The 17,688-nt window shown below is 62.1% G+C and carries 17 protein-coding genes; 11 read left to right on the top strand and 6 right to left on the bottom strand.

What is annotated here, in order from left to right; translation table 11 throughout:
* Positions 1–130: 130 nt before the first annotated feature.
* Positions 131–772 (top strand): DUF305 domain-containing protein, encoded by a 642-nt coding sequence (locus CJ178_RS25545; RefSeq protein WP_095888297.1) that lies wholly within the window; start codon positions 131–133, stop codon positions 770–772.
* Between the two features lie 116 nt (positions 773–888).
* On the top strand, positions 889–2,961 hold the full coding sequence (locus CJ178_RS25550) for a heavy metal translocating P-type ATPase (protein WP_095888298.1): 2,073 nt from the start codon (positions 889–891) through the stop codon (positions 2,959–2,961).
* Here CJ178_RS25550 and CJ178_RS25555 read toward each other — a convergent pair.
* On the bottom strand, positions 2,945–3,235 hold the full coding sequence (locus CJ178_RS25555; RefSeq protein WP_033233936.1) for a YiaA/YiaB family inner membrane protein: 291 nt from the start codon (positions 3,233–3,235) through the stop codon (positions 2,945–2,947). The two genes, CJ178_RS25550 and CJ178_RS25555, sit on opposite strands and share 17 nt — an antisense overlap.
* Before the next feature lie 322 nt (positions 3,236–3,557).
* Between CJ178_RS25555 and CJ178_RS25560 the strand changes: the two genes are divergently transcribed.
* Entirely contained in the window at positions 3,558–3,980 is a 423-nt protein-coding gene (locus CJ178_RS25560; RefSeq protein ID WP_179300841.1) for a hypothetical protein, read from the top strand.
* Positions 3,981–3,990: 10 nt separating this feature from the next.
* Here CJ178_RS25560 and CJ178_RS25565 read toward each other — a convergent pair whose 3' ends face one another.
* The 4 genes from CJ178_RS25565 to CJ178_RS25580 are packed head-to-tail and all read right to left on the bottom strand — an operon-like array spanning position 3,991 to position 6,851.
* Complete coding sequence (locus tag CJ178_RS25565) at positions 3,991–4,401, bottom strand: arsenate reductase ArsC (protein ID WP_095888299.1); 411 nt, start codon at positions 4,399–4,401, stop codon at positions 3,991–3,993.
* Between the two features lie 29 nt (positions 4,402–4,430).
* Positions 4,431–5,540 carry an ACR3 family arsenite efflux transporter gene (gene arsB, locus CJ178_RS25570; protein ID WP_095888680.1) on the bottom strand — a complete coding sequence of 370 codons (1,110 nt, stop codon included), beginning with the start codon at positions 5,538–5,540 and terminating at the stop codon, positions 4,431–4,433.
* A complete protein-coding gene (locus CJ178_RS25575) occupies positions 5,537–5,914 on the bottom strand; it encodes an ArsR/SmtB family transcription factor (protein WP_092806398.1) in 378 nt (125 codons plus the stop codon). Before CJ178_RS25575 ends, arsB begins: the two co-directional genes overlap by 4 nt.
* 55 nt (positions 5,915–5,969) lie before the next feature.
* Positions 5,970–6,851, bottom strand: coding sequence for a helix-turn-helix domain-containing GNAT family N-acetyltransferase (locus tag CJ178_RS25580; protein ID WP_095888300.1), 882 nt, complete (start codon positions 6,849–6,851; stop codon positions 5,970–5,972).
* Positions 6,852–6,950: 99 nt separating this feature from the next.
* On the opposite strand from CJ178_RS25580, the gene CJ178_RS25585 reads away from it, so the two are divergent.
* From CJ178_RS25585 to CJ178_RS25600, 4 genes are read left to right on the top strand one after another with little or no spacing between them, the layout of a single operon-like run.
* The gene (locus CJ178_RS25585; protein ID WP_095888681.1) at positions 6,951–8,297 is read left to right on the top strand and encodes an NAD(P)-binding domain-containing protein; all 1,347 of its coding nucleotides are present in this window, start codon (positions 6,951–6,953) and stop codon (positions 8,295–8,297) included.
* Between the two features lie 10 nt (positions 8,298–8,307).
* Entirely contained in the window at positions 8,308–9,519 is a 1,212-nt protein-coding gene (locus CJ178_RS25590) for an MFS transporter (RefSeq protein ID WP_095888301.1), read from the top strand.
* A gap of 44 nt (positions 9,520–9,563) precedes the next feature.
* Positions 9,564–9,917: a VOC family protein gene (locus CJ178_RS25595; RefSeq protein ID WP_092806403.1), complete on the top strand. Its 354-nt coding sequence runs from the start codon at positions 9,564–9,566 to the stop codon at positions 9,915–9,917.
* A gap of 29 nt (positions 9,918–9,946) precedes the next feature.
* Complete coding sequence (locus tag CJ178_RS25600; RefSeq protein ID WP_095888682.1) at positions 9,947–11,239, top strand: M18 family aminopeptidase; 1,293 nt, start codon at positions 9,947–9,949, stop codon at positions 11,237–11,239.
* On the opposite strand, the gene CJ178_RS25605 is transcribed toward CJ178_RS25600, so the two are convergent.
* A complete protein-coding gene (locus tag CJ178_RS25605) occupies positions 11,223–12,197 on the bottom strand; it encodes a Dyp-type peroxidase (protein ID WP_095888302.1) in 975 nt (324 codons plus the stop codon). The two genes, CJ178_RS25600 and CJ178_RS25605, sit on opposite strands and share 17 nt — an antisense overlap.
* 252 nt (positions 12,198–12,449) lie before the next feature.
* On the opposite strand from CJ178_RS25605, the gene purL reads away from it, so the two are divergent.
* Genes purL through CJ178_RS25625 form a run of 4 tightly spaced genes read left to right on the top strand, consistent with a single transcriptional unit; the run spans position 12,450 to position 17,556 of the window.
* Complete coding sequence (gene purL, locus CJ178_RS25610; protein ID WP_033233942.1) at positions 12,450–14,729, top strand: phosphoribosylformylglycinamidine synthase subunit PurL; 2,280 nt, start codon at positions 12,450–12,452, stop codon at positions 14,727–14,729.
* Between the two features lie 3 nt (positions 14,730–14,732).
* Positions 14,733–16,517 (top strand): alpha/beta hydrolase, encoded by a 1,785-nt coding sequence (locus tag CJ178_RS25615; protein ID WP_095888303.1) that lies wholly within the window; start codon positions 14,733–14,735, stop codon positions 16,515–16,517.
* Positions 16,514–17,170, top strand: coding sequence for a CPBP family intramembrane glutamic endopeptidase (locus tag CJ178_RS25620; RefSeq protein ID WP_033233944.1), 657 nt, complete (start codon positions 16,514–16,516; stop codon positions 17,168–17,170). The genes CJ178_RS25615 and CJ178_RS25620 overlap by 4 nt, the downstream gene beginning before the upstream one ends.
* Positions 17,170–17,556 carry a sterol carrier family protein gene (locus CJ178_RS25625; protein WP_045068792.1) on the top strand — a complete coding sequence of 129 codons (387 nt, stop codon included), beginning with the start codon at positions 17,170–17,172 and terminating at the stop codon, positions 17,554–17,556. Before CJ178_RS25620 ends, CJ178_RS25625 begins: the two co-directional genes overlap by 1 nt.
* Positions 17,557–17,688 lie beyond the last annotated feature (132 nt).

Genomic DNA, 17,688 nt, shown 5'->3' on the forward strand with positions numbered 1-17,688 from the left:
GATCGGTTATCACGGGCTTCGGCGCAGTCTCGTCGGTAGGGTGGTGGACGCACGCTTCGAAGGTTTCAATTTTCGAAGCCGTTGCACAGTAATAAGTTTCGCGTGAAGTCGGATTTTCAGGAGTGTTGTCGTGGTGTTCTCTCTCAAGAGTGGTTATGTGAAGTTTGTTCCCGTCTTGGCAGCAGGTGCGTTGGTGATCGCCGGTTGTTCGGACGGCGGTGATTCGGCGCCCACAACTGCAGCGGAGACATCGATATCCGCCTCCGAGTCCGCGATCCCGCAAGGAGTTAACGCAGCGGACATCGAGTTCTTGGAGGGGATGTACCCGCACCACGCCCAAGCGCTCGACATGGCAAAAATGGTTGAGGGGCGGACGGATAACGCTGAATTGATCGCGCTGGCAGCGCAGATCGAAGCTGCTCAGGACCCGGAAATGCAGCAGATGTCGGAAATGCTGACACAGTGGGGGCGCCCCGACCCGGCGTCCAACCCCACAGGCGGCATGGACCATTCCGGTCACGGAGTAGGAATGGCGGACATGCCGGGCATGATGTCGGATGACGACATGCAGGCGATGATGGATGCCCAGGGTATCGAGTTCGAGAAGATGTGGCTGACCATGATGATCGAACATCACACCGGCGCGATCACCATGTCGCAGACCGAACTCGACTCCGGGTTGGATCCAACTGCCGAGAAGCTGGCAGAAGAGATCATCGCTGCTCAGCAGGCCGAGATTGTGCAGATGCAAGCGATGCTGGCCGCCTTGTAGCGGTGCCCGCGATTGTCGAGGTGTTGATTCGGGCATACGTTCAGTTCTGAAGTCCGAGGTTTGACGACGAAGGCCGCGGCGCACCGGAAACCGTACGCATAGGGAGATGACCGCGCATGGACCACAGCGACATGGACCACAGCGACATGGACCACGGCCACGCAAACCACGGCCACGCGAACCACGGCGGACATGGTGACCATGTCGCGCAGTTCCGGAAACTGTTTGTGATCATGTTTGTCATTGCGTTTCCGGTCGTGGCGGCCGACGCGATGTTCGCGGATTTGGTTGGATATACGTTGCCGGACAACACCGTGGTGACGTGGACGTCTCCAATCCTGGGCACGGTGATGTACTTCTGGGGCGGAAAACCTTTCCTCGTCGGTGGATTGTCCGAGTTTCGTGCTCGGCAACCGGGGATGATGCTGCTGATCGCGCTGGCGATCACGGTGGCGTTCTTCGCGTCATGGGCGGCAAGTCTCCATTGGGTCGACCACACTCTCGACTTCTGGTGGGAGTTGGCACTTCTCATCGTCATCATGCTGCTCGGACATTGGATCGAGATGCGGTCACTGAGCCAGACGTCCAGCGCGTTGGACTCGTTGGCCGCGATGCTGCCGGACGAGGCGGAGCGGCTGGTCGGGGACGAAGTCGAAATGGTGCCGACGAGCTTGCTGGCGACCGGTGACCTGGTGATGGTTCGACCGGGCGCTCGGGTCCCCTCGGACGGGGCCGTCGTCGAAGGCAGCGCCGACATGGACGAGTCGATGATCACCGGTGAGTCGAAAACGGTGCGGCGCACAATCGGTGATCAGGTGGTTGCGGGCACTGTGGCCACGGATTCCGCTCTGCGCGTGCGTGTCACAGCGGTGGGAGAGGACACGGCTCTCGCTGGGATCAGGCGCCTGGTCGAGCAGGCGCAGAACTCGTCGAGTCGTGCTCAGATGGTGGCCGACAAGGCTGCGGCACTTCTGTTCTGGTACGCGCTGGGCGCCGCGGTGCTGACAGCTGCTGCGTGGACGGTCTGGGGAACTCCCGAGGAGGCAGTGACCCGCACCATCACCGTGCTGGTGATTGCATGTCCACACGCGCTGGGACTGGCAATCCCGTTGGTAGTGTCGATTGCCACGGAACGTGCTGCGCGAGCCGGGATTCTGATTACCGACCGCATGGCGCTCGAGAACATGCGCAAGGTCGACACGGTTCTCTTCGACAAAACCGGAACTCTCACGAAGGGGGAACCGGCAGTTGTCGGCGTGCGGGCAGCAGACGGATACACCGAAGATCAGGTTCTCCGTGATGCGGCGTCAGTGGAGTTCGACAGCGAACATCCGCTTGGCCGTGCAATAGTCGCAGCCGCGCGCGAGAGAAATCTGGTACTCGCTTCTGGATCGAATTTTCAGGCGCACAACGGAATTGGCGTTGTTGCGAACGTCGACGGGGCGAGTATCGGCGTCGGCGGGCCGGGAATGTTGAAAGCGGCAGGTAATGAGGTGATTTCAGGTAGCGATGACTGGTTGAGTGAAGGCTGGACGGTGCTGCATGTCTCGAGGGACGACGTCGTGATGGGGGCGTTGGCTCTGGCCGACGAAATCCGGCCGGAATCCAAGCCTGCCGTCGACGCACTCCATGCCCGAGGTGTCGGAGTTGCGATGGTGACCGGTGATGCCAGCGCAGTGGCGCATTCGGTTGCCGGGGCGCTCGGTATCGACGCGGTGTTCGCGGAGGTTCTCCCGCAGGACAAGGGGGCCGAGGTGTCGAAGCTTCAGGCAGCCCGTCGGCGGGTTGCGATGGTCGGAGACGGAGTGAACGATGCCCCCGCGTTGGCCAAGGCCGATGTCGGTATCGCCATTGGTGCCGGCACGGACGTGGCAATCGCGTCGGCGGGAGTTGTTCTGGCAAGCGATGATCCGCGAGCGGTAGCCTCGGTTATCGAGCTGTCGCACGCAACCTACCGGAAAATGGTTCAGAACTTGTGGTGGGCAGCGGGTTACAACGCGATTTCGGTTCCCTTGGCTGCTGGCGTGCTGGCGCCTGTCGGGTTTGTGCTGCCCATGGAAGTGGGGGCAATCCTGATGTCCGTATCGACCGTGGTGGTCGCGGTCAACGCTCAATTGCTTCGACGGTTGGATCTGCGGCAACCACCAGTCCCCGCTGGGCAGTCGAAAGTCCTCACGCCGCAGCTTTGAATGGATCGTGTTCCGCGATCAGTTTGTCGAGCCGGGCTTCATCCATACGAACCCGGACGGTGGAGGCTTCCTGCTGATCGCGAATCACCTTTGCCAAGGTGAATGTGCTGGTCACCAGAAACAGTAGAGACATGCCGAGGAATCCGCGCTGCCAGGCGTCGATCGGTAGGTAGGCGATGCCCACGAGGGTGCCTACGAAGCTCACGGCAAACGCTATCCCGGCCTGTGCAAAAAATGCGGCGGTGCTCTTCGAGGGTGTTGTCGGTGTGCTCATGACAAGAAGTCTGCAGGTCCGAGCGCCCTGGCTGGATGCGTAGTCCTACTCGAGTTCTCAGAAGTACTTACCCGGCAGGTACCCGGGCATAGTTGTATACATACCAACCGGTACTTTGTTGTATGTGGATAGTTCACTACAAAAGAAGTTTTCGGGCGAATGTAACAAAACACTTGCCGTTTCTTTACAGATCTAGGTAACCTGTAACGGTAAGCCTGGTGGACAGGCCGAATGTCTACGGCATCCGATGGCGTATGGATGACCGTTGTGACAAGACCGTTATTGCGAAATCGGTGGAGGTAGCATCATGGAAGGCGTTCCCATGTCTCGTCAGGCAATCAGTCTCGGAAGCTCGAATGGGTTGTCCGACAATGATAATCGGCAATACGGCGGCGGGGGTTTAGCCGATCGCCTTGGCGTCCTGTTCCAATCGGCGGCCGAATCGGGGACGGTGCTCACTCGTGGGCACCTTGCGGCAGTGTTGTCCTGCTCGGATGCTCAGTGGGAGATGGCTGGTGGAGTGCTGGCGGACGGTCGCGCACTCTTGGGACAAGACCCCCGGAAGATCGTCCTGGAATGGTTGGGCGAGATGGGTGGCAGCAACGAGGTCGAGGTATCGGACGTCTGGGCGCTGCGATTCATGCGTGTCGCGGAGGGGTTGTCCAGTGAGTCACTTGCACTGTTGGTGCAGGCGTGTGCCCACTTGGCGCAGTCGGAACGCAGCGAGAACCACACTGCTGTTTAGGTAGTAGCAGCTAGACCGGTTGGGCCGTGAGTTCGTCGACAAGTGCCTGTACATGGGCCTTGATCTTGTCCCGGATAGGTCGGACGGCGTCGATGCCCGCTCCAGCCGGATCATCGAGAACCCAGTCTCGGTAGCTTGTACCCGGGAAGACCGGGCAGGTATCACCGCAGCCCATCGTGATGACAACGTCCGAATTCTGCACTGCATCGGCGGTGAGAATCTTCGGAGTTTGGTTGGAGATATCGATACCTAGCTCCGCCATCGCTTCGACCGCAGCGGAATTGACGCTCTCGGCCGGCGCGGATCCGGCTGAGCGAACCTCGATGGCATCGGCGGCGAGATGATTCAGGAATCCGGCCGCCATCTGTGACCGGCCGGCATTGTGGACGCACACGAACAGAACACTGGGCTTGTCGGACATGAGTTTCGGGTTCCTTTCACGAAGCAGCTCTAGGACGATGCGTTTGTAGAGTCGGCAGATGCGAGTGAAATATCCTGGGTGGCAAAGCGTTTACGTAGAGCGAGTGAGACGTAGACCAAGCCGACCAGCACCGGTACCTCGATCAGTGGGCCGACAACACCGGCGAGTGCTTGGCCGGACGTGGCGCCGTACGTGGCGATGGCAACGGCGATTGCCAATTCGAAGTTGTTGCCGGCTGCGGTGAACGCGAGTGTTGTGGTGCGTTTGTATCCCAATCCCATTGTGGCACCGAGGATGTAGCCACCGCCCCACATCAGGGCGAAGTAAGCCAGGAGGGGAAGCGCTATGCGGACGACGTCCCACGGCTGCGAAGTGATCTGCTCGCCTTGCAGCGAAAACAGGACAACGATAGTGAACAGTAGACCGTACAGCGCCCACGGGCTGATCTTGGGAATGAACGTGTTGTCGTACCAGTCTCGGCCTTTCGACCGCTCGCCGAAAAAGCGGGACAGGAAGCCGGCGAGCAACGGGATGCCGAGAAAGATCAGCACGGATTTGGCGATCTGCCACGGGGACGTGTCGATCGTTGTCTGCTCGAGGCCGAGCCACCCGGGCAGAACCGAGAGGTAGAACCAGCCGAGCACGGCGAACATGACTACCTGGAACACCGAGTTGATGGCTACCAATACCGCGGCGGCTTCGCGGTCTCCGCAGGCCAGGTCGTTCCAGATGATGACCATTGCGATACAGCGGGCCAGGCCGACAATGATCAGACCCGTCCGGTATTCGGGGAGGTCGGGCAGGAAAAGCCAGGCAAGGGCGAACATCAGTGCCGGTCCGAGGATCCAGTTCAGGAACAGCGATCCGGCAAGGAGTTTCTTGTCGCCGGTGACGGTGTCGAGGCGGTCGTATCGGACTTTCGCGAGTACGGGATACATCATGATCAGCAAGCCCAGCGCGATCGGCAGCGAGATACCGTCGATCTGCACCTTTTCGATTGCTGTGTTCAAGTCTGGAACCCAACGGCCCAGGAGCAGTCCGGCAACCATCGCGACACCGATCCACGCCGGAAGAAATCGGTCGAGAGTGGAGAGTTTGCCGACAACGGTTGGATTCTCGGTTGTGGCAGCGTTGCTCATGCCGTGACCTCGGCGCATTCGTCTGCGGCGGATCCTTCGACCAGGAGGACCGATGAAAGCTGTTGTAATGCAGCCGGAATGACCCAGTAGTACACCCAGGTGCCACGTCGTTCGCAGTCGAGCAGTCCGGCCTGGCGCAGCACCTTGAGGTGATGCGAGATTGTCGGCTGAGACAGATCGAACGTGTCGGAAATGTCGCAGACGCAGGCTTCTCCACCCTGGTGGCTGGCCACCAGGCTCAGCAGGCGCAGTCGCACGGGGTCGCCGAGTGCCTTGAACATCCGGGCCAAGTCACCGGCCCAGTCCTCGGTCAACGGTTCGCGGACTAGTGGGGTGCAGCACGCGTCGGATTCCGGCACGTCTTGATTCGACATTTGTCAATATTGACAGATATCGAAATAGCGTGCAACTGGTGACCTGTCGAGGAGGCTAGGTGGATTCTGCCGCTCGGCGTTCGAGGAGAACGGTGTCGCGCCAGATGCCGTCGAGTTGAGCGATCTTCTCGCGGATGCCGATGGTTCGGAAACCGGCGGAGTGATGCAGTGAGATCGAAGCGCGGTTTTCGGGGAAGATCGAGGTCTGCAAGGTCCAGAAGCCGTCATCGTCGGCGGACATAACCTGCTTGCGCAGTAGTGCTTTTCCGACGCCTCGGCCACGCATCCCGTCGGCTACATAGACGGAATTCTCGGCAACCCCGCGGTAGCAGTCTCTCCCGGAGGCTTGGCTCAGAGTCGCCCATCCCACGACGACATCGTCGATGGTTGCGACCCAGCGGTGTTTTGGCAGCCACTGCACATCGAGTTGCTCGCGGGTAGGAACCTCGACGGCGAAGGTGGCGTTGCGGGTGTCGATCCCTTCGCCGTAGATCCGTAGGACCGCGTCCCAGTCTTTGTCGGCCATCGCCCGCACGGTGACGTCGTCGGGCAGATCGGTCGGGCAGCAGGGCCGCGGCGCGAGAACTCCCATGACGATGTCGGCCGGCTGTGGCAAGGCAACGCAGCACGTCGGACTCATCGCAACAACGGTGCTGGTTCCATCCTTGCGCAGATCTACGAATCCCACGTCGGCGAGCTTGCGTAGATGGTGGGAGACGGTTGGTTGTCCGATTCCCAGAGCTTCTGCGAGTGCGCCGACGGTAATCCCGCCGGTAGCGCTCGCGACCCGGTGCAGGAGTCGGACCCGCATCGGCTCGGCCAGGCAAGCGAACCACTGTGCATACGTGTCGGCGTCACTCTGTTCGATCAGGTTCGAACCGATCTGGCCCTGGGCCGAATCGCCGATGCGAACGGCCGGAGTCTGCAGCGATGTCATATTCACACTATATCGATATCAATCGATGGTTGCCTTCATCGATGTTCGTCAATATAGTTGGATTAAATATTGATGACTGTCGATGAAGGAGTGTTGGTGATGGATGAACTACCTGTTGTGGTGATCGGAGCCGGACCGATCGGTCTCGCTGCCGCTGCGCAGCTGCGCGAGCGCAGCCTCGCACCGCTGGTGTTCGAGCGCGGCGATGTGGCGGGCGCAGCGATATCCGAATGGAATCACGTGCGTCTGTTTTCGCGTTGGTCCGAACTTGTCGACCCGGCGGCTCGGCGCCTGCTCGAGCAGAAGGGATGGACCTCGCCCGACGCCGATACTTACCCGACTGGTCAACAATGGCGACGGCTCTACCTCGAGCCGCTCGCCAAAGCCCTCGGCGATGTGGTCCAGTTCGGCACCGAGGTGATCGGCGTTGCCCGACGCGGCCGCGACCTGGTCGTTGACGACGGCCGGGACACCGAACCTCTCTCGATTCATATTCGTCGTACCGACGGGACCGAGGATCGAGTTTTCGCTCAGGGTATTGTCGATGCCTCGGGAACCTGGGGAGAACCCAATCCTCTTGGCGGGGAAGGTTTGCCGGCGCTCGGGGAGAATGCGGCCGGGGATGTGATCACGTATCGTGTCCCCGATCTCGACGACGAGGCCGTGCGCGCACGTTTCGCAGGAAAGCACACCGTCATCGCGGGCAGCGGTCATTCGGCGCTGACGGCGATGGTCGCTCTGGCCGCACTCGAGGCGGAGGGCACCCGAATCACCTGGGTGGTCCGGCGGGGGAATGTCGGTTCCGCGTTCGGCGGCGGCGAGTCTGACGAGCTGCCCGCTCGCGGTGCGCTCGGACTGCGCGCGAAGAAGGCCGTCGACGACGGGCTCCTCACTGTGGTCGCCGGATTCCGCACCGCAAGTGTCGAATCCGCGGGGGACGGCCAGGTGTCGCTGATCTCCGATGGCGGTCACCGGGTCGAGAACGTCGACAATGTCGTCGCATTGACCGGCTTCCGTCCTGATTTGTCCTGGCTCTCGGAAATCCGCCTCGGTCTCGACCCCGTATTGCAGGCACCGACAGAGCTCGCGCCGCTGATCGACCCGAACGTCCACTCCTGCGGCACGGTGTATCCCCATGGCGCGAAGGAACTTCGACACCCCGAACCGGGTGTGTACCTGGCGGGGATGAAGAGCTACGGCCGCGCGCCGACGTTCTTGGCCATGACCGGATACGAGCAGGTTCGCAGCATCGCCGCCGAACTTGCCGGTGATCACGAAGCTGCTGCCCGGGTGGAGTTGATTCTCCCGGAAACCGGAGTCTGCGGTGGGGCAGGAGTTTTCGACGAACCCGATACCGCGGAAAGTGAAGGTGGTTGCTGCGCTACACCGGCTCCGCAACTGATTTCACTCTCCGGCCGCGCCGGTAGTGCCAACTCCTGCGGATAGAACCAAACCGATGACCACCGTCGAGGATCCGTCCGTTGCCCTCGCTCCTTCGGGCCTGCGGCGGGTCCTGGCGGCGTTGTGCCTGACAGAAATTACCAGTTGGGGAATCCTGTACTACGCGTTTCCTGTTCTGTCGGTGTCGATCTCACGCGACACCGGATGGTCGATCACGGTGATCGTGGCTGCGTTCTCCGTCAGTCAGCTGATTGCTGCCGCAGTCGGGATTCCGGTCGGGCGGGTCCTTGACCGACACGGGCCCCGCTGGGTCATGACCACGGGTTCGGTGCTTGCGGTCCCTGCGGTTGTCGCCATTGCGACAGCACCTACGATCCCTGTCTTTTTTGCCGGGTGGGTACTCGCAGGAGTCGCTATGGGGGCGGTGCTGTATCCACCGGCATTCGCCGCGTTGACCCGTTGGTACGGTGACGGCCACGTCAAAGCGCTGATGATCCTCACACTTGCCGCCGGTTTGGCCAGCACGGTATTCGCGCCGATTTCCGCTGCTCTTGACGATCGATTCGATTGGCGCACAACGTACTTGGTTCTCGCGCTCATTTTGGCTGCAGTTACTGTCCCCGGGCATATCTGGGGTTTGCGAGGTTCGTGGCCCGAACCGGTTCGCCTTGCCGGGGCGCACCCAGGCGATTTCCGAAACGCCGTCCGCAGTCCTGCCTTTCTGGCACTCGGCATTGCTCTCGCAGCCGGGGCGTTTGCCGCGTCGGCGGGAGTGTTCAATCTTGTGCTGCTGTTGATCGAACGAGGTTTCAGTCCCGGTCTTGCCGCTCTGACGCTCGGGTTGGGCGGCGCCGGCCAGGTTGTCGGCCGACTCTTCTATCTGCCGTTTGCGGCACGAACGACCGTTCGTATGCGCACCGTATCCGTTATTGCAGTCGCCGGACTGAGCACCGCCGGGCTAGGTCTCACTGGCGTCGCCACCGTATTGATCGGTCTGGCAATCGGCGCGGGATTGGTCCGCGGAATCTTCACCCTCATCCAGGCCACTGCGATTACCGATCGATGGGGAAGAGAGCACTACGGCCGTCTGAGCGGAATCATGTCGGCGCCGATCGTCATTGCCATGGCGCTCGGGCCGTGGGCCGGCAGCGTGCTCTCGATGTGGTCCGGGAGTTATGCCCACGCCTACCTGATTCTCGGGGCGGTCGCCGTCGTTGCCGCCGTGATAGGTGCCGCAAGCATTCCCGCTGCAGTCTCTCCCGAGTGAGAGAATTTTCCTCAATTGTCGGTGCCTTCCTTTACCGTTGGCCCATGACACTGACTCTGGGAATGATCACATTCGACAGCCTTGATCCAGGTCCGCTCGCGCGATGGTGGGCTGAGCAGTTGGGCGGCAGCGTCACACAGGAGAACGACGGATGGTTCTACGTCGTCGAGGTCCCCGGCGCCTCCACCAATTTTGCCTTCCAGAAAGTCCCGGATCCCACGGCCGGAAAGAACCGAATCCACCTCGATCTGTCCAGCGAGGATCTCGACGCTGAAGTGTCGCGGCTGATCGAGGCCGGCGCTTCTGAGCATCACCGCGAGAACATGGACGGATTCCGCTGGGTGACACTGACAGACCCAGACGGCAACCAGTTCTGTGTGTCCGGCGCCCACAGCTGAGTGGTGGCTAGTCGGGCATGATGAAGGACATGACTTCCCACCCTTCTCTGACCGGGGCCGACGCTACTGGCCTGTGTAGTTTCGTTGATTCGTCGCCGTCACCGTTCCACGTGTGTGCAACAGTGGCGTCGCAGCTCACAGCCAGCGGATTTGTGGAACTGCAGGAGACCCAGGCGTGGCCGTCGGAGCCGGGACGGTATTTCCTGGTGCGGGGCGGTTCACTGATCGCGTGGAGTACCGACGGAGTCAGCGATTCCGCGCCGTTCCGCATCGTCGGTGGTCATACCGACAGCCCGAACTTGCGGGTGAAGCAGCATCCGGATCTGACGTCGGCGGGCTGGCAGATGGTAGGCCTCGAGCCGTATGGCGGAGCTTTGCTGAACTCGTGGCTTGACCGCGATCTCGGTATTTCCGGCCGTGTGAGTATCCGGGTGGGAAACACTGTGGAGCAGAAGCTGGTTCGCATCGACGACCCGATTCTTCGCGTCCCGCAGTTGGCGATCCATCTGTCCGAGGACCGCAAGGGCGTCACACTGGATCCGCAGCGGCATGTCAACGGAATCTGGGGTGTGGGCACCAAGCCCAAGTCATTCATCGGATTTGTCGCCGATCGGGCCGGAGTGGCTGAATCATCCGTTCTGGGTTGGGAGTTGATGACTCACGACCTGGCGCCGAGCGCTGTGGTTGGCCTGGGCAAAGAGCTCGTCAGTGCGCCGCGGCTCGACAACCAGGGCACGTGTTATGCCGGGACACAAGCACTTCTAGCCGCCGCCGAATCTCCGGGGAGCCATGTGCCCGTGCTTGCGCTCTTCGATCACGAAGAGGTGGGCAGCATGTCGGATCGCGGTGCGTTCTCGGATCTGCTCAACACGGTCCTCGAACGAATAGTGTTGGGCCGCGGCGGTGGGCGCGGCGAATTCCTACAGGCGATGGCAGGTTCGGTGTGCGCATCCGGCGACATGGCGCACGCGACGCATCCCAACTACCCAGAACGTCACGAACCCGCGCACCGCATCGAGATCAACGGTGGGCCGGTACTCAAGGTCAACCAGAATCTGCGATACGCGACGGATGCTGCCGGTGCCGGTGAGTTCGCACTTGCCTGCGACCAAGCGGGAGTTCCGTTGCAGCGCTACGTGCATCGGGCTGATCTTCCCTGCGGTTCTACCATCGGACCGATCACTGCATCGCGTACCGGGCTGTCCACCGTGGACGTCGGGGCGCCTCAGCTCGCAATGCACTCGGCTCGCGAGTTGATGGGCGCCGCCGACATCACGATGTATGCGGACGCTCTCGGCGCGTTTCTTACACCGAGGAGTTAGAGGCCATAGCGGGGAGTTTCTCGAAGAATTCCGTCGTCGGGGTGAAGAACATCGAACCCGTCACGGCTGTCGAGAAGTCGAGAAGGCGGTCGTAGTTACCGCGCGGTGAGCCGAGGAACATGTTCTCCAACATGCGCTCGGTGATGGCGGGAGTGGCGCAGTACCCGATGAAGAATGTGCCGATCTCGTCATCACCGAGGCGTCCGTAAGGCATGTTGGCGCGCAGAATTTCGAGGGAGTTGCCGTCGTCGTCCTTGATCGCGTTGAGCGCGACGTGTGAGTTGGCCGGCATGACGTCCTTGGACATCTCGATGTCCTCGAGTTTGGTGCGGCCGATGACGCGTTCCTGTTCGTCGACTGTGATCGCTTCCCACTCACGCATGTTGTGGATGTATCGCTGGATATGGACGTAACTGCCGCCCGAGAAATCAGGATCTTCGTCGCCGACGGTCACGGCAGCGATCGCGGCGCGGCCCGACGGGTTCTCGGTTCCGTCCACGAAGCCGATGAGGTCGCGGTTCTCGAAATACTGGAAACCGTGAATCTCGTCGACGACAGTTGCCGCGCCGTGCAGGCGCTTCGTGATCTGACGAGCTACCTCGAAGCACGCGTCCATGCTCATCGCACGAATGTGGAAGAGCAGATCTCCGGGCGTCGACGGCGCGTGATGGACGTCTCCCTGCAGAGCCGTGAACGGTCGTAGCAAGGCGGGCCGTGGACCGGCGAACAAACGATCCCAGACGTCCGAACCGATGCTGGTCACCACGTCCAAACCGGAACCGGGAACGCGCAGACCCACCGACCGCTGCAGGCCGGCCACATCGGCGAGCAATGCGCGCGTTGTGTCCTCGCCGCCAGGATTCACCGTCGCAACCAGGAAAATCGCCGCGGGAGTCAGCGGGGTCGTCACCGACTGGGATTGAGCCGTGACGTCCGACTGACGCACATCCTGTGGCATGGGGAAACCTTCCGTTCGAGTACCAAGCGACACCGGACCGAAAATAAAAACCGACCGGTTACCGAAACCGTAAACGAGTGTGACGGGGACGACTTCGAAGACCCGCTGCTCGCGTCGGTGCCGCCGTCTGCGGAAGTCGTCGGCCCACCCCGATAGACTGTCTCCCGGCACGTTCTTTCGTTGGGCACATTTGTGGTGTCCCGCTCCGCGCCGGCTCGCTCTTGACTCCCGTAGGGAAGGGACCCCTCTCCAGTGTCTGCTCATCAGGTCGATACCGTCACGCACGCATCGGCTGATCCCGATGCCGCTCAGCCGTTCAAGGAGCTAGGTCTCAAGGACGACGAATATGCCCGCATCAAGGAGATCCTGGGTCGCCGTCCCACGGACGCCGAACTGGCGATGTACTCGGTGATGTGGAGCGAGCACTGCTCGTACAAGTCCTCCAAGGTCCACCTCGGCTACTTCGGCAAGACCACCACCGACGAGATGCGCGCCAACATGCTGGCCGGTATCGGTGAGAACGCCGGCGTCGTCGACATCGGCGACGGTTGGGCAGTCACGTTCAAGGTCGAGAGCCACAACCACCCGTCCTACGTCGAGCCATACCAGGGTGCGGCAACCGGCGTCGGCGGCATCGTCCGCGACATCATGGCAATGGGCGCCCGGCCGATCGCCGTCATGGATCAGCTGCGTTTCGGCGCTGCTGACGCCCCGGATACCCGTCGAGTCGTCGACGGTGTCGTGCGCGGCGTCGGTGGATACGGCAACTCCCTCGGCCTCCCCAACATCGGCGGCGAGACCGTCTTCGACGAGTCCTATGCCGGCAACCCGCTGGTCAACGCCCTCGCTGCCGGCGTCATGCGCGTCGAGGATCTGCACCTTGCCTTTGCTTCGGGTGCAGGCAACAAGATCATCCTGTTCGGCGCTCGTACCGGTCTCGACGGCATCGGCGGCGTCTCGGTTCTCGCGTCGGCAACGTTCGACGGTGACGGTGGCGGTCGTAAGAAGCTCCCTGCGGTTCAGGTGGGCGACCCCTTCACCGAGAAGGTGCTCATCGAGTGCTGCCTCGACCTTTACAAGGCCGGACTCGTAGTCGGTATCCAGGACCTCGGCGGCGCCGGACTGTCCTGCGCCACCTCCGAGCTGGCTGCAGCCGGTGACGGCGGTATGCACATCAACCTCGAAAAGGTTCCGATGCGTGCCACCGGAATGACCCCGGCCGAGGTTCTCTCCAGCGAATCGCAGGAGCGCATGTGCGCCGTGGTGACGCCCGAGAACGTCGACGCGTTCATGGAGGTCTGCAAGAAGTGGGACGTCCTGGCCACCGACATCGGCGAGGTCACCGACGGTGAGCACCTCACCATCTCCTGGCACGGCGAGACCGTCGTCGACGTCCCCCCGCGCACCGTCGCTCACGAGGGCCCGGTCTACCACCGTCCCGTCGAGCGTCCGGCCACCCAGGACGCGTTGATCGCGAACACCACCGCAGGACTCAAGCGCCCCGAGACGGATGAAGAACTCGAAGCCACCCTGCTGAAGATGATTGCTTCGCCTGCCCTGTGCAGTCGCAAGTGGATCACCGAGCAGTACGACCGCTACGTCCGCGGCAACACCGTTCTGGCCGAGAACGCCGACGGCGGCGTCATCCGCATCGACGAGAAGACCGGCCGCGGAATCGCGCTGTCCACCGACGCCTCGGGCCGCTACACCGCGCTCGACCCGTACACCGGTGCGCAGCTCGCTCTCGCAGAGGCATTCCGCAACGTGGCAGTCACGGGCGCAACGCCCAAGGCCGTCTCCAACTGCCTCAACTTCGGTTCCCCCGAAGACCCGGGCGTCATGTGGCAGTTCCAGCAGGCCGTTCGCGGCCTCGCAGATGGTTGCGCCACACTCGGAATCCCGGTAACCGGCGGCAACGTCAGCTTCTACAACCAGACCGGCACCACGCCGATCCTGCCGACACCGGTGGTTGCCGTCCTCGGTGTGATCGACGACGTTCACCGCCGTATCCCGACGGGCCTCGGACTCGAGCCCGGCGAGACGCTGATCCTGCTCGGCGACACCCACGACGAGTTCGACGGTTCCATCTGGTCGCAGGTCGAGCACGGCCATCTCGGTGGCGTGCCGCCGAAGGTCGACCTCGCCCGTGAGCAGCTTCTCGCCGACATCCTGCTCGCGTCGTCGCGTGACGGCCTCGTCACTGCAGCCCACGACCTGTCCGAAGGTGGACTGGCGCAGGCAGTAATCGAAGCCGCACTGGCCGGCGAAACCGGCTGCCGCATCCTGCTTCCCGAAGATGCCGACCCGTTCGTGGCACTCTTCTCCGAGTCCTCGGGTCGCGTCCTGGTGGCGGTTCCGCGCACCGAGGAAACGCGCTTCACCGGAATGTGCACCGCTCGCGGCTTGCCGTGGACGCGTATCGGCGTCGTCGACGAGGGCAGCGACTCCGTGGAGATCCAGGGACACTTCTCCGTCACGATGGCCAAGCTCCGTGAGGCCTTCGAGGGAACGCTGCCTGCCCTGTTCGGGTGATAGATGGTCGATTCCGGAGAACTGACTTCTTCTGACAGCCAGCCGCAGGAACACCACCTGCGGCTGGCTGTTCCCGCATCTCTCGAGAGGCTCGACAATCCCTTCACCGAGTGGGCGTGGGGGCTCCTCAAACTCGACTTCACCGGCATTGCGTTTGCCGCGTTCTTCTTCTGCTGGTCGCTGACTCCTTCGCTGTTGCCGCGTGATTGGCTGTTCCAAGGTTTGATCGGCGGTATCAACTCGGCCATCGGTTACGGTGTCGGAACGGCAATCGGGTGGGCCGTGGAGCGGTATTTGCTCAGTGGCCGTCGCTGGTGGCCTCTTCCCGAACCGGTGCCGAGCGCGATCAAGATCTTTGTTCCGGTCGCGTCGATCGTTGCCTCGATCATCATGCTCGTCTACGCCGCGGGGTGGCAGCGCGAAATCGCCGCGCTGACCGACGCGGAAGGCACCACCACCAGCGGATACATTCGCACTCTCGGCCTGAGCGTGCTCATCGGTGGTTCACTGATCGCGTTGTGGCGGTTGCTTCACGATCTGGTGAAACTCATTGCGCGCGTGCTGATGCGACGCTTCCGCTGGTCGCGGTCGGTTGCCAACGGCGTCGGCGTTGTGGTTGTGACGGTTCTGTTCTTCATGTTGGTCGACGGCGTACTGGTGCGCGGAATCTACGCCGCGACCAACTCGATTTTCAGTCTGCAGAACTCCACCACGCGCGACGGCGTCGTAGAACCACAGGATCCGATGAAATCGGGCAGCCCCGAATCTGCCGCGCCCTGGGACACATTGGGGTTCGAGGGACGGAACTTCGTCTCACGCGGTTTGAACGCACAGGAACTCGAAGCGGCCAACGGCAAGCCCGCGACGGACCCCATCCGCGTGTATGCGGGCTTGGAAAGTGCCGAAGATCCGGATGAGCGCATGGATCTGGTCATCAAGGAACTCGAGCGGACCGGCGCTTTCCAGCGCAAGGTGCTCGTTGTCATTCCGACGACCGGTACCGGTTGGGTGAATCCCACCGCCGCGCAAGCGATCGAGTTGGTCGGAAACGGCGATACGGCGCTGGTCGCCAGCCAGTACTCGTATCTGCCGAGCTGGATCTCTTTCCTCGCAGATCAGGAAAAGGCGCAAGCTGCCGGACGCCTCTTGATCGAGCGGGTTCACGAAAGATGGCTCCAGGAACCGGAAGCCACCAGACCCAAGTTCATGGTCTACGGCGAAAGCCTCGGCGTCATGGCCGGCGCTGGAGCTTTCGACACTCTTCAAGCCGCCCGCGAGACCGCTGACGGAATCTTGTGGGTGGGCCCGCCAAATGCCACGTCGCTGTGGCGTTCGATTGTGCAACGACGCGACCCCGGCACAACCGAAGTGGCTCCCGTCTACGCTGACGGTCTGGCTGGGGTCCGGTTTGCGGATCGAGCCGAAGACATTCCGACCGCCGCAATGGTGTGGCCGGACCCCCATGTGCTGTTCATCCAGCACCCATCGGATCCGGTGGTGTGGTGGTCGCCCGACCTCATGTTCAACCGGCCACCGTGGTTGAAGGAGATTCCTGGATTCGACCGGTCACCGTCGATGAAATGGTTCCCGATCGTCACGTTCTGGCAGGTCTCTGCAGATCTCGGTAATGCTGCGGGTGTTCCGGACGGGCACGGCCACAACTACGGAACCACCGTGCTCGACGGCTGGGTCAGCGTCGCTCAACCAGAAGGCTGGACGGCGGCAGACACCGAGCGAGTGCGGGCGTCACTGGTTGCCGCGTTGCAGTCTCAAGGCCCGGAGAAATGAGGGGAGTAGCGTCGATTGCGCTCTCGGTAGCTGCGATCACGTGGAGCAATGCGGTGCTCCCGGCGTTCGGACTTTCACCCCGCGCGCGGGCAGTGGTCAACACCGTGGTGGGGTGCTCGGCCATCGGAGTCCTTCGGGCGCGCGGTTACAGCCGTGAGGAATTGGGTTTGGCCCACACCGGTATTCGTGGCGGTGCGCAGTTCGGGGGAGCTGCGGCCGGGGCAGTCCTTACCGGTTACAGCGTTGCCTTGGCCGTTCCGTCGTTGCGCGCGACCCTCGCTGCCGACGAGCGCGCGGACGGTCGCGAAGACTTCCTCGAATGGATCATCCTGCATATCCCGTTCGGTACGGTGTTGTCCGAAGAATTGTTGTTCCGCAGCGCTATGTCCGCAGTCTGGAATCGTGAACTGAACCGCCCAACAGCGCAGGCCGTGCATGCTCTCACCTTCGGGTTGTGGCACGTCGCGCCGGCGCGCGGTGCCGGCGACAATGTCCCTGCCGCAGTGGCCTTTACGGGCGCGTCGGCGTTGCTGTTCGAGTGGCTGCACCGCCGAGGTGGCAGCGTCCTCGCGCCGGCGTTACTGCATCTGGCGACCAATGCCGGTGGAGCACTTGCCGTTCGAATCGCCACCAATGGACAGGGAGTGAACTGATGCCACCGCGCCGCGCGGTCGACCCCGCAGAATTTCGTGCCGCGATTCTTGCTGTCGGACCTTGGCTTCGAGATCCGGAGCTTCCGAAGCCTTCTCGTGCTGAACTCGGTGCGGCAGTGAAGATGAGTGCGCGCACTCTCGAACAGATTGCTCCTGGATCGAGCGTCGAGGTGCGGGTCCCACCCTTTGTCGCGGTGCAATGCATCGAAGGTCCGCGTCACACTCGCGGAACCCCACCCAACGTCGTCGAAACAGATACTCGTACATGGTTGTTGATGGTGACCGGCCTGCTCGAGTTCGGTGAAGCTGCCGCTGACGGCCGGGTTGATGCATCCGGCAGTCGGGCTCCCGAAATTGCGCACTGGTTGCCGCTACTGCGATTGTGACATCAAGCTACGAACGGTTAGCTGACGAAACACTCAGTAGGGGGTTGACGTCGTAGTGGGGTCCGAATCTCTCGCGAGCGACTGATGCAGCCCTGACATGGTGCAGGTGGATCGACCGGGCGATCACGACGC

Source organism: Rhodococcus sp. ACPA4, assembly GCF_002300185.1.
Taxonomy (GTDB): Bacteria; Actinomycetota; Actinomycetes; order Mycobacteriales; family Mycobacteriaceae; genus Rhodococcus_F; species Rhodococcus_F globerula.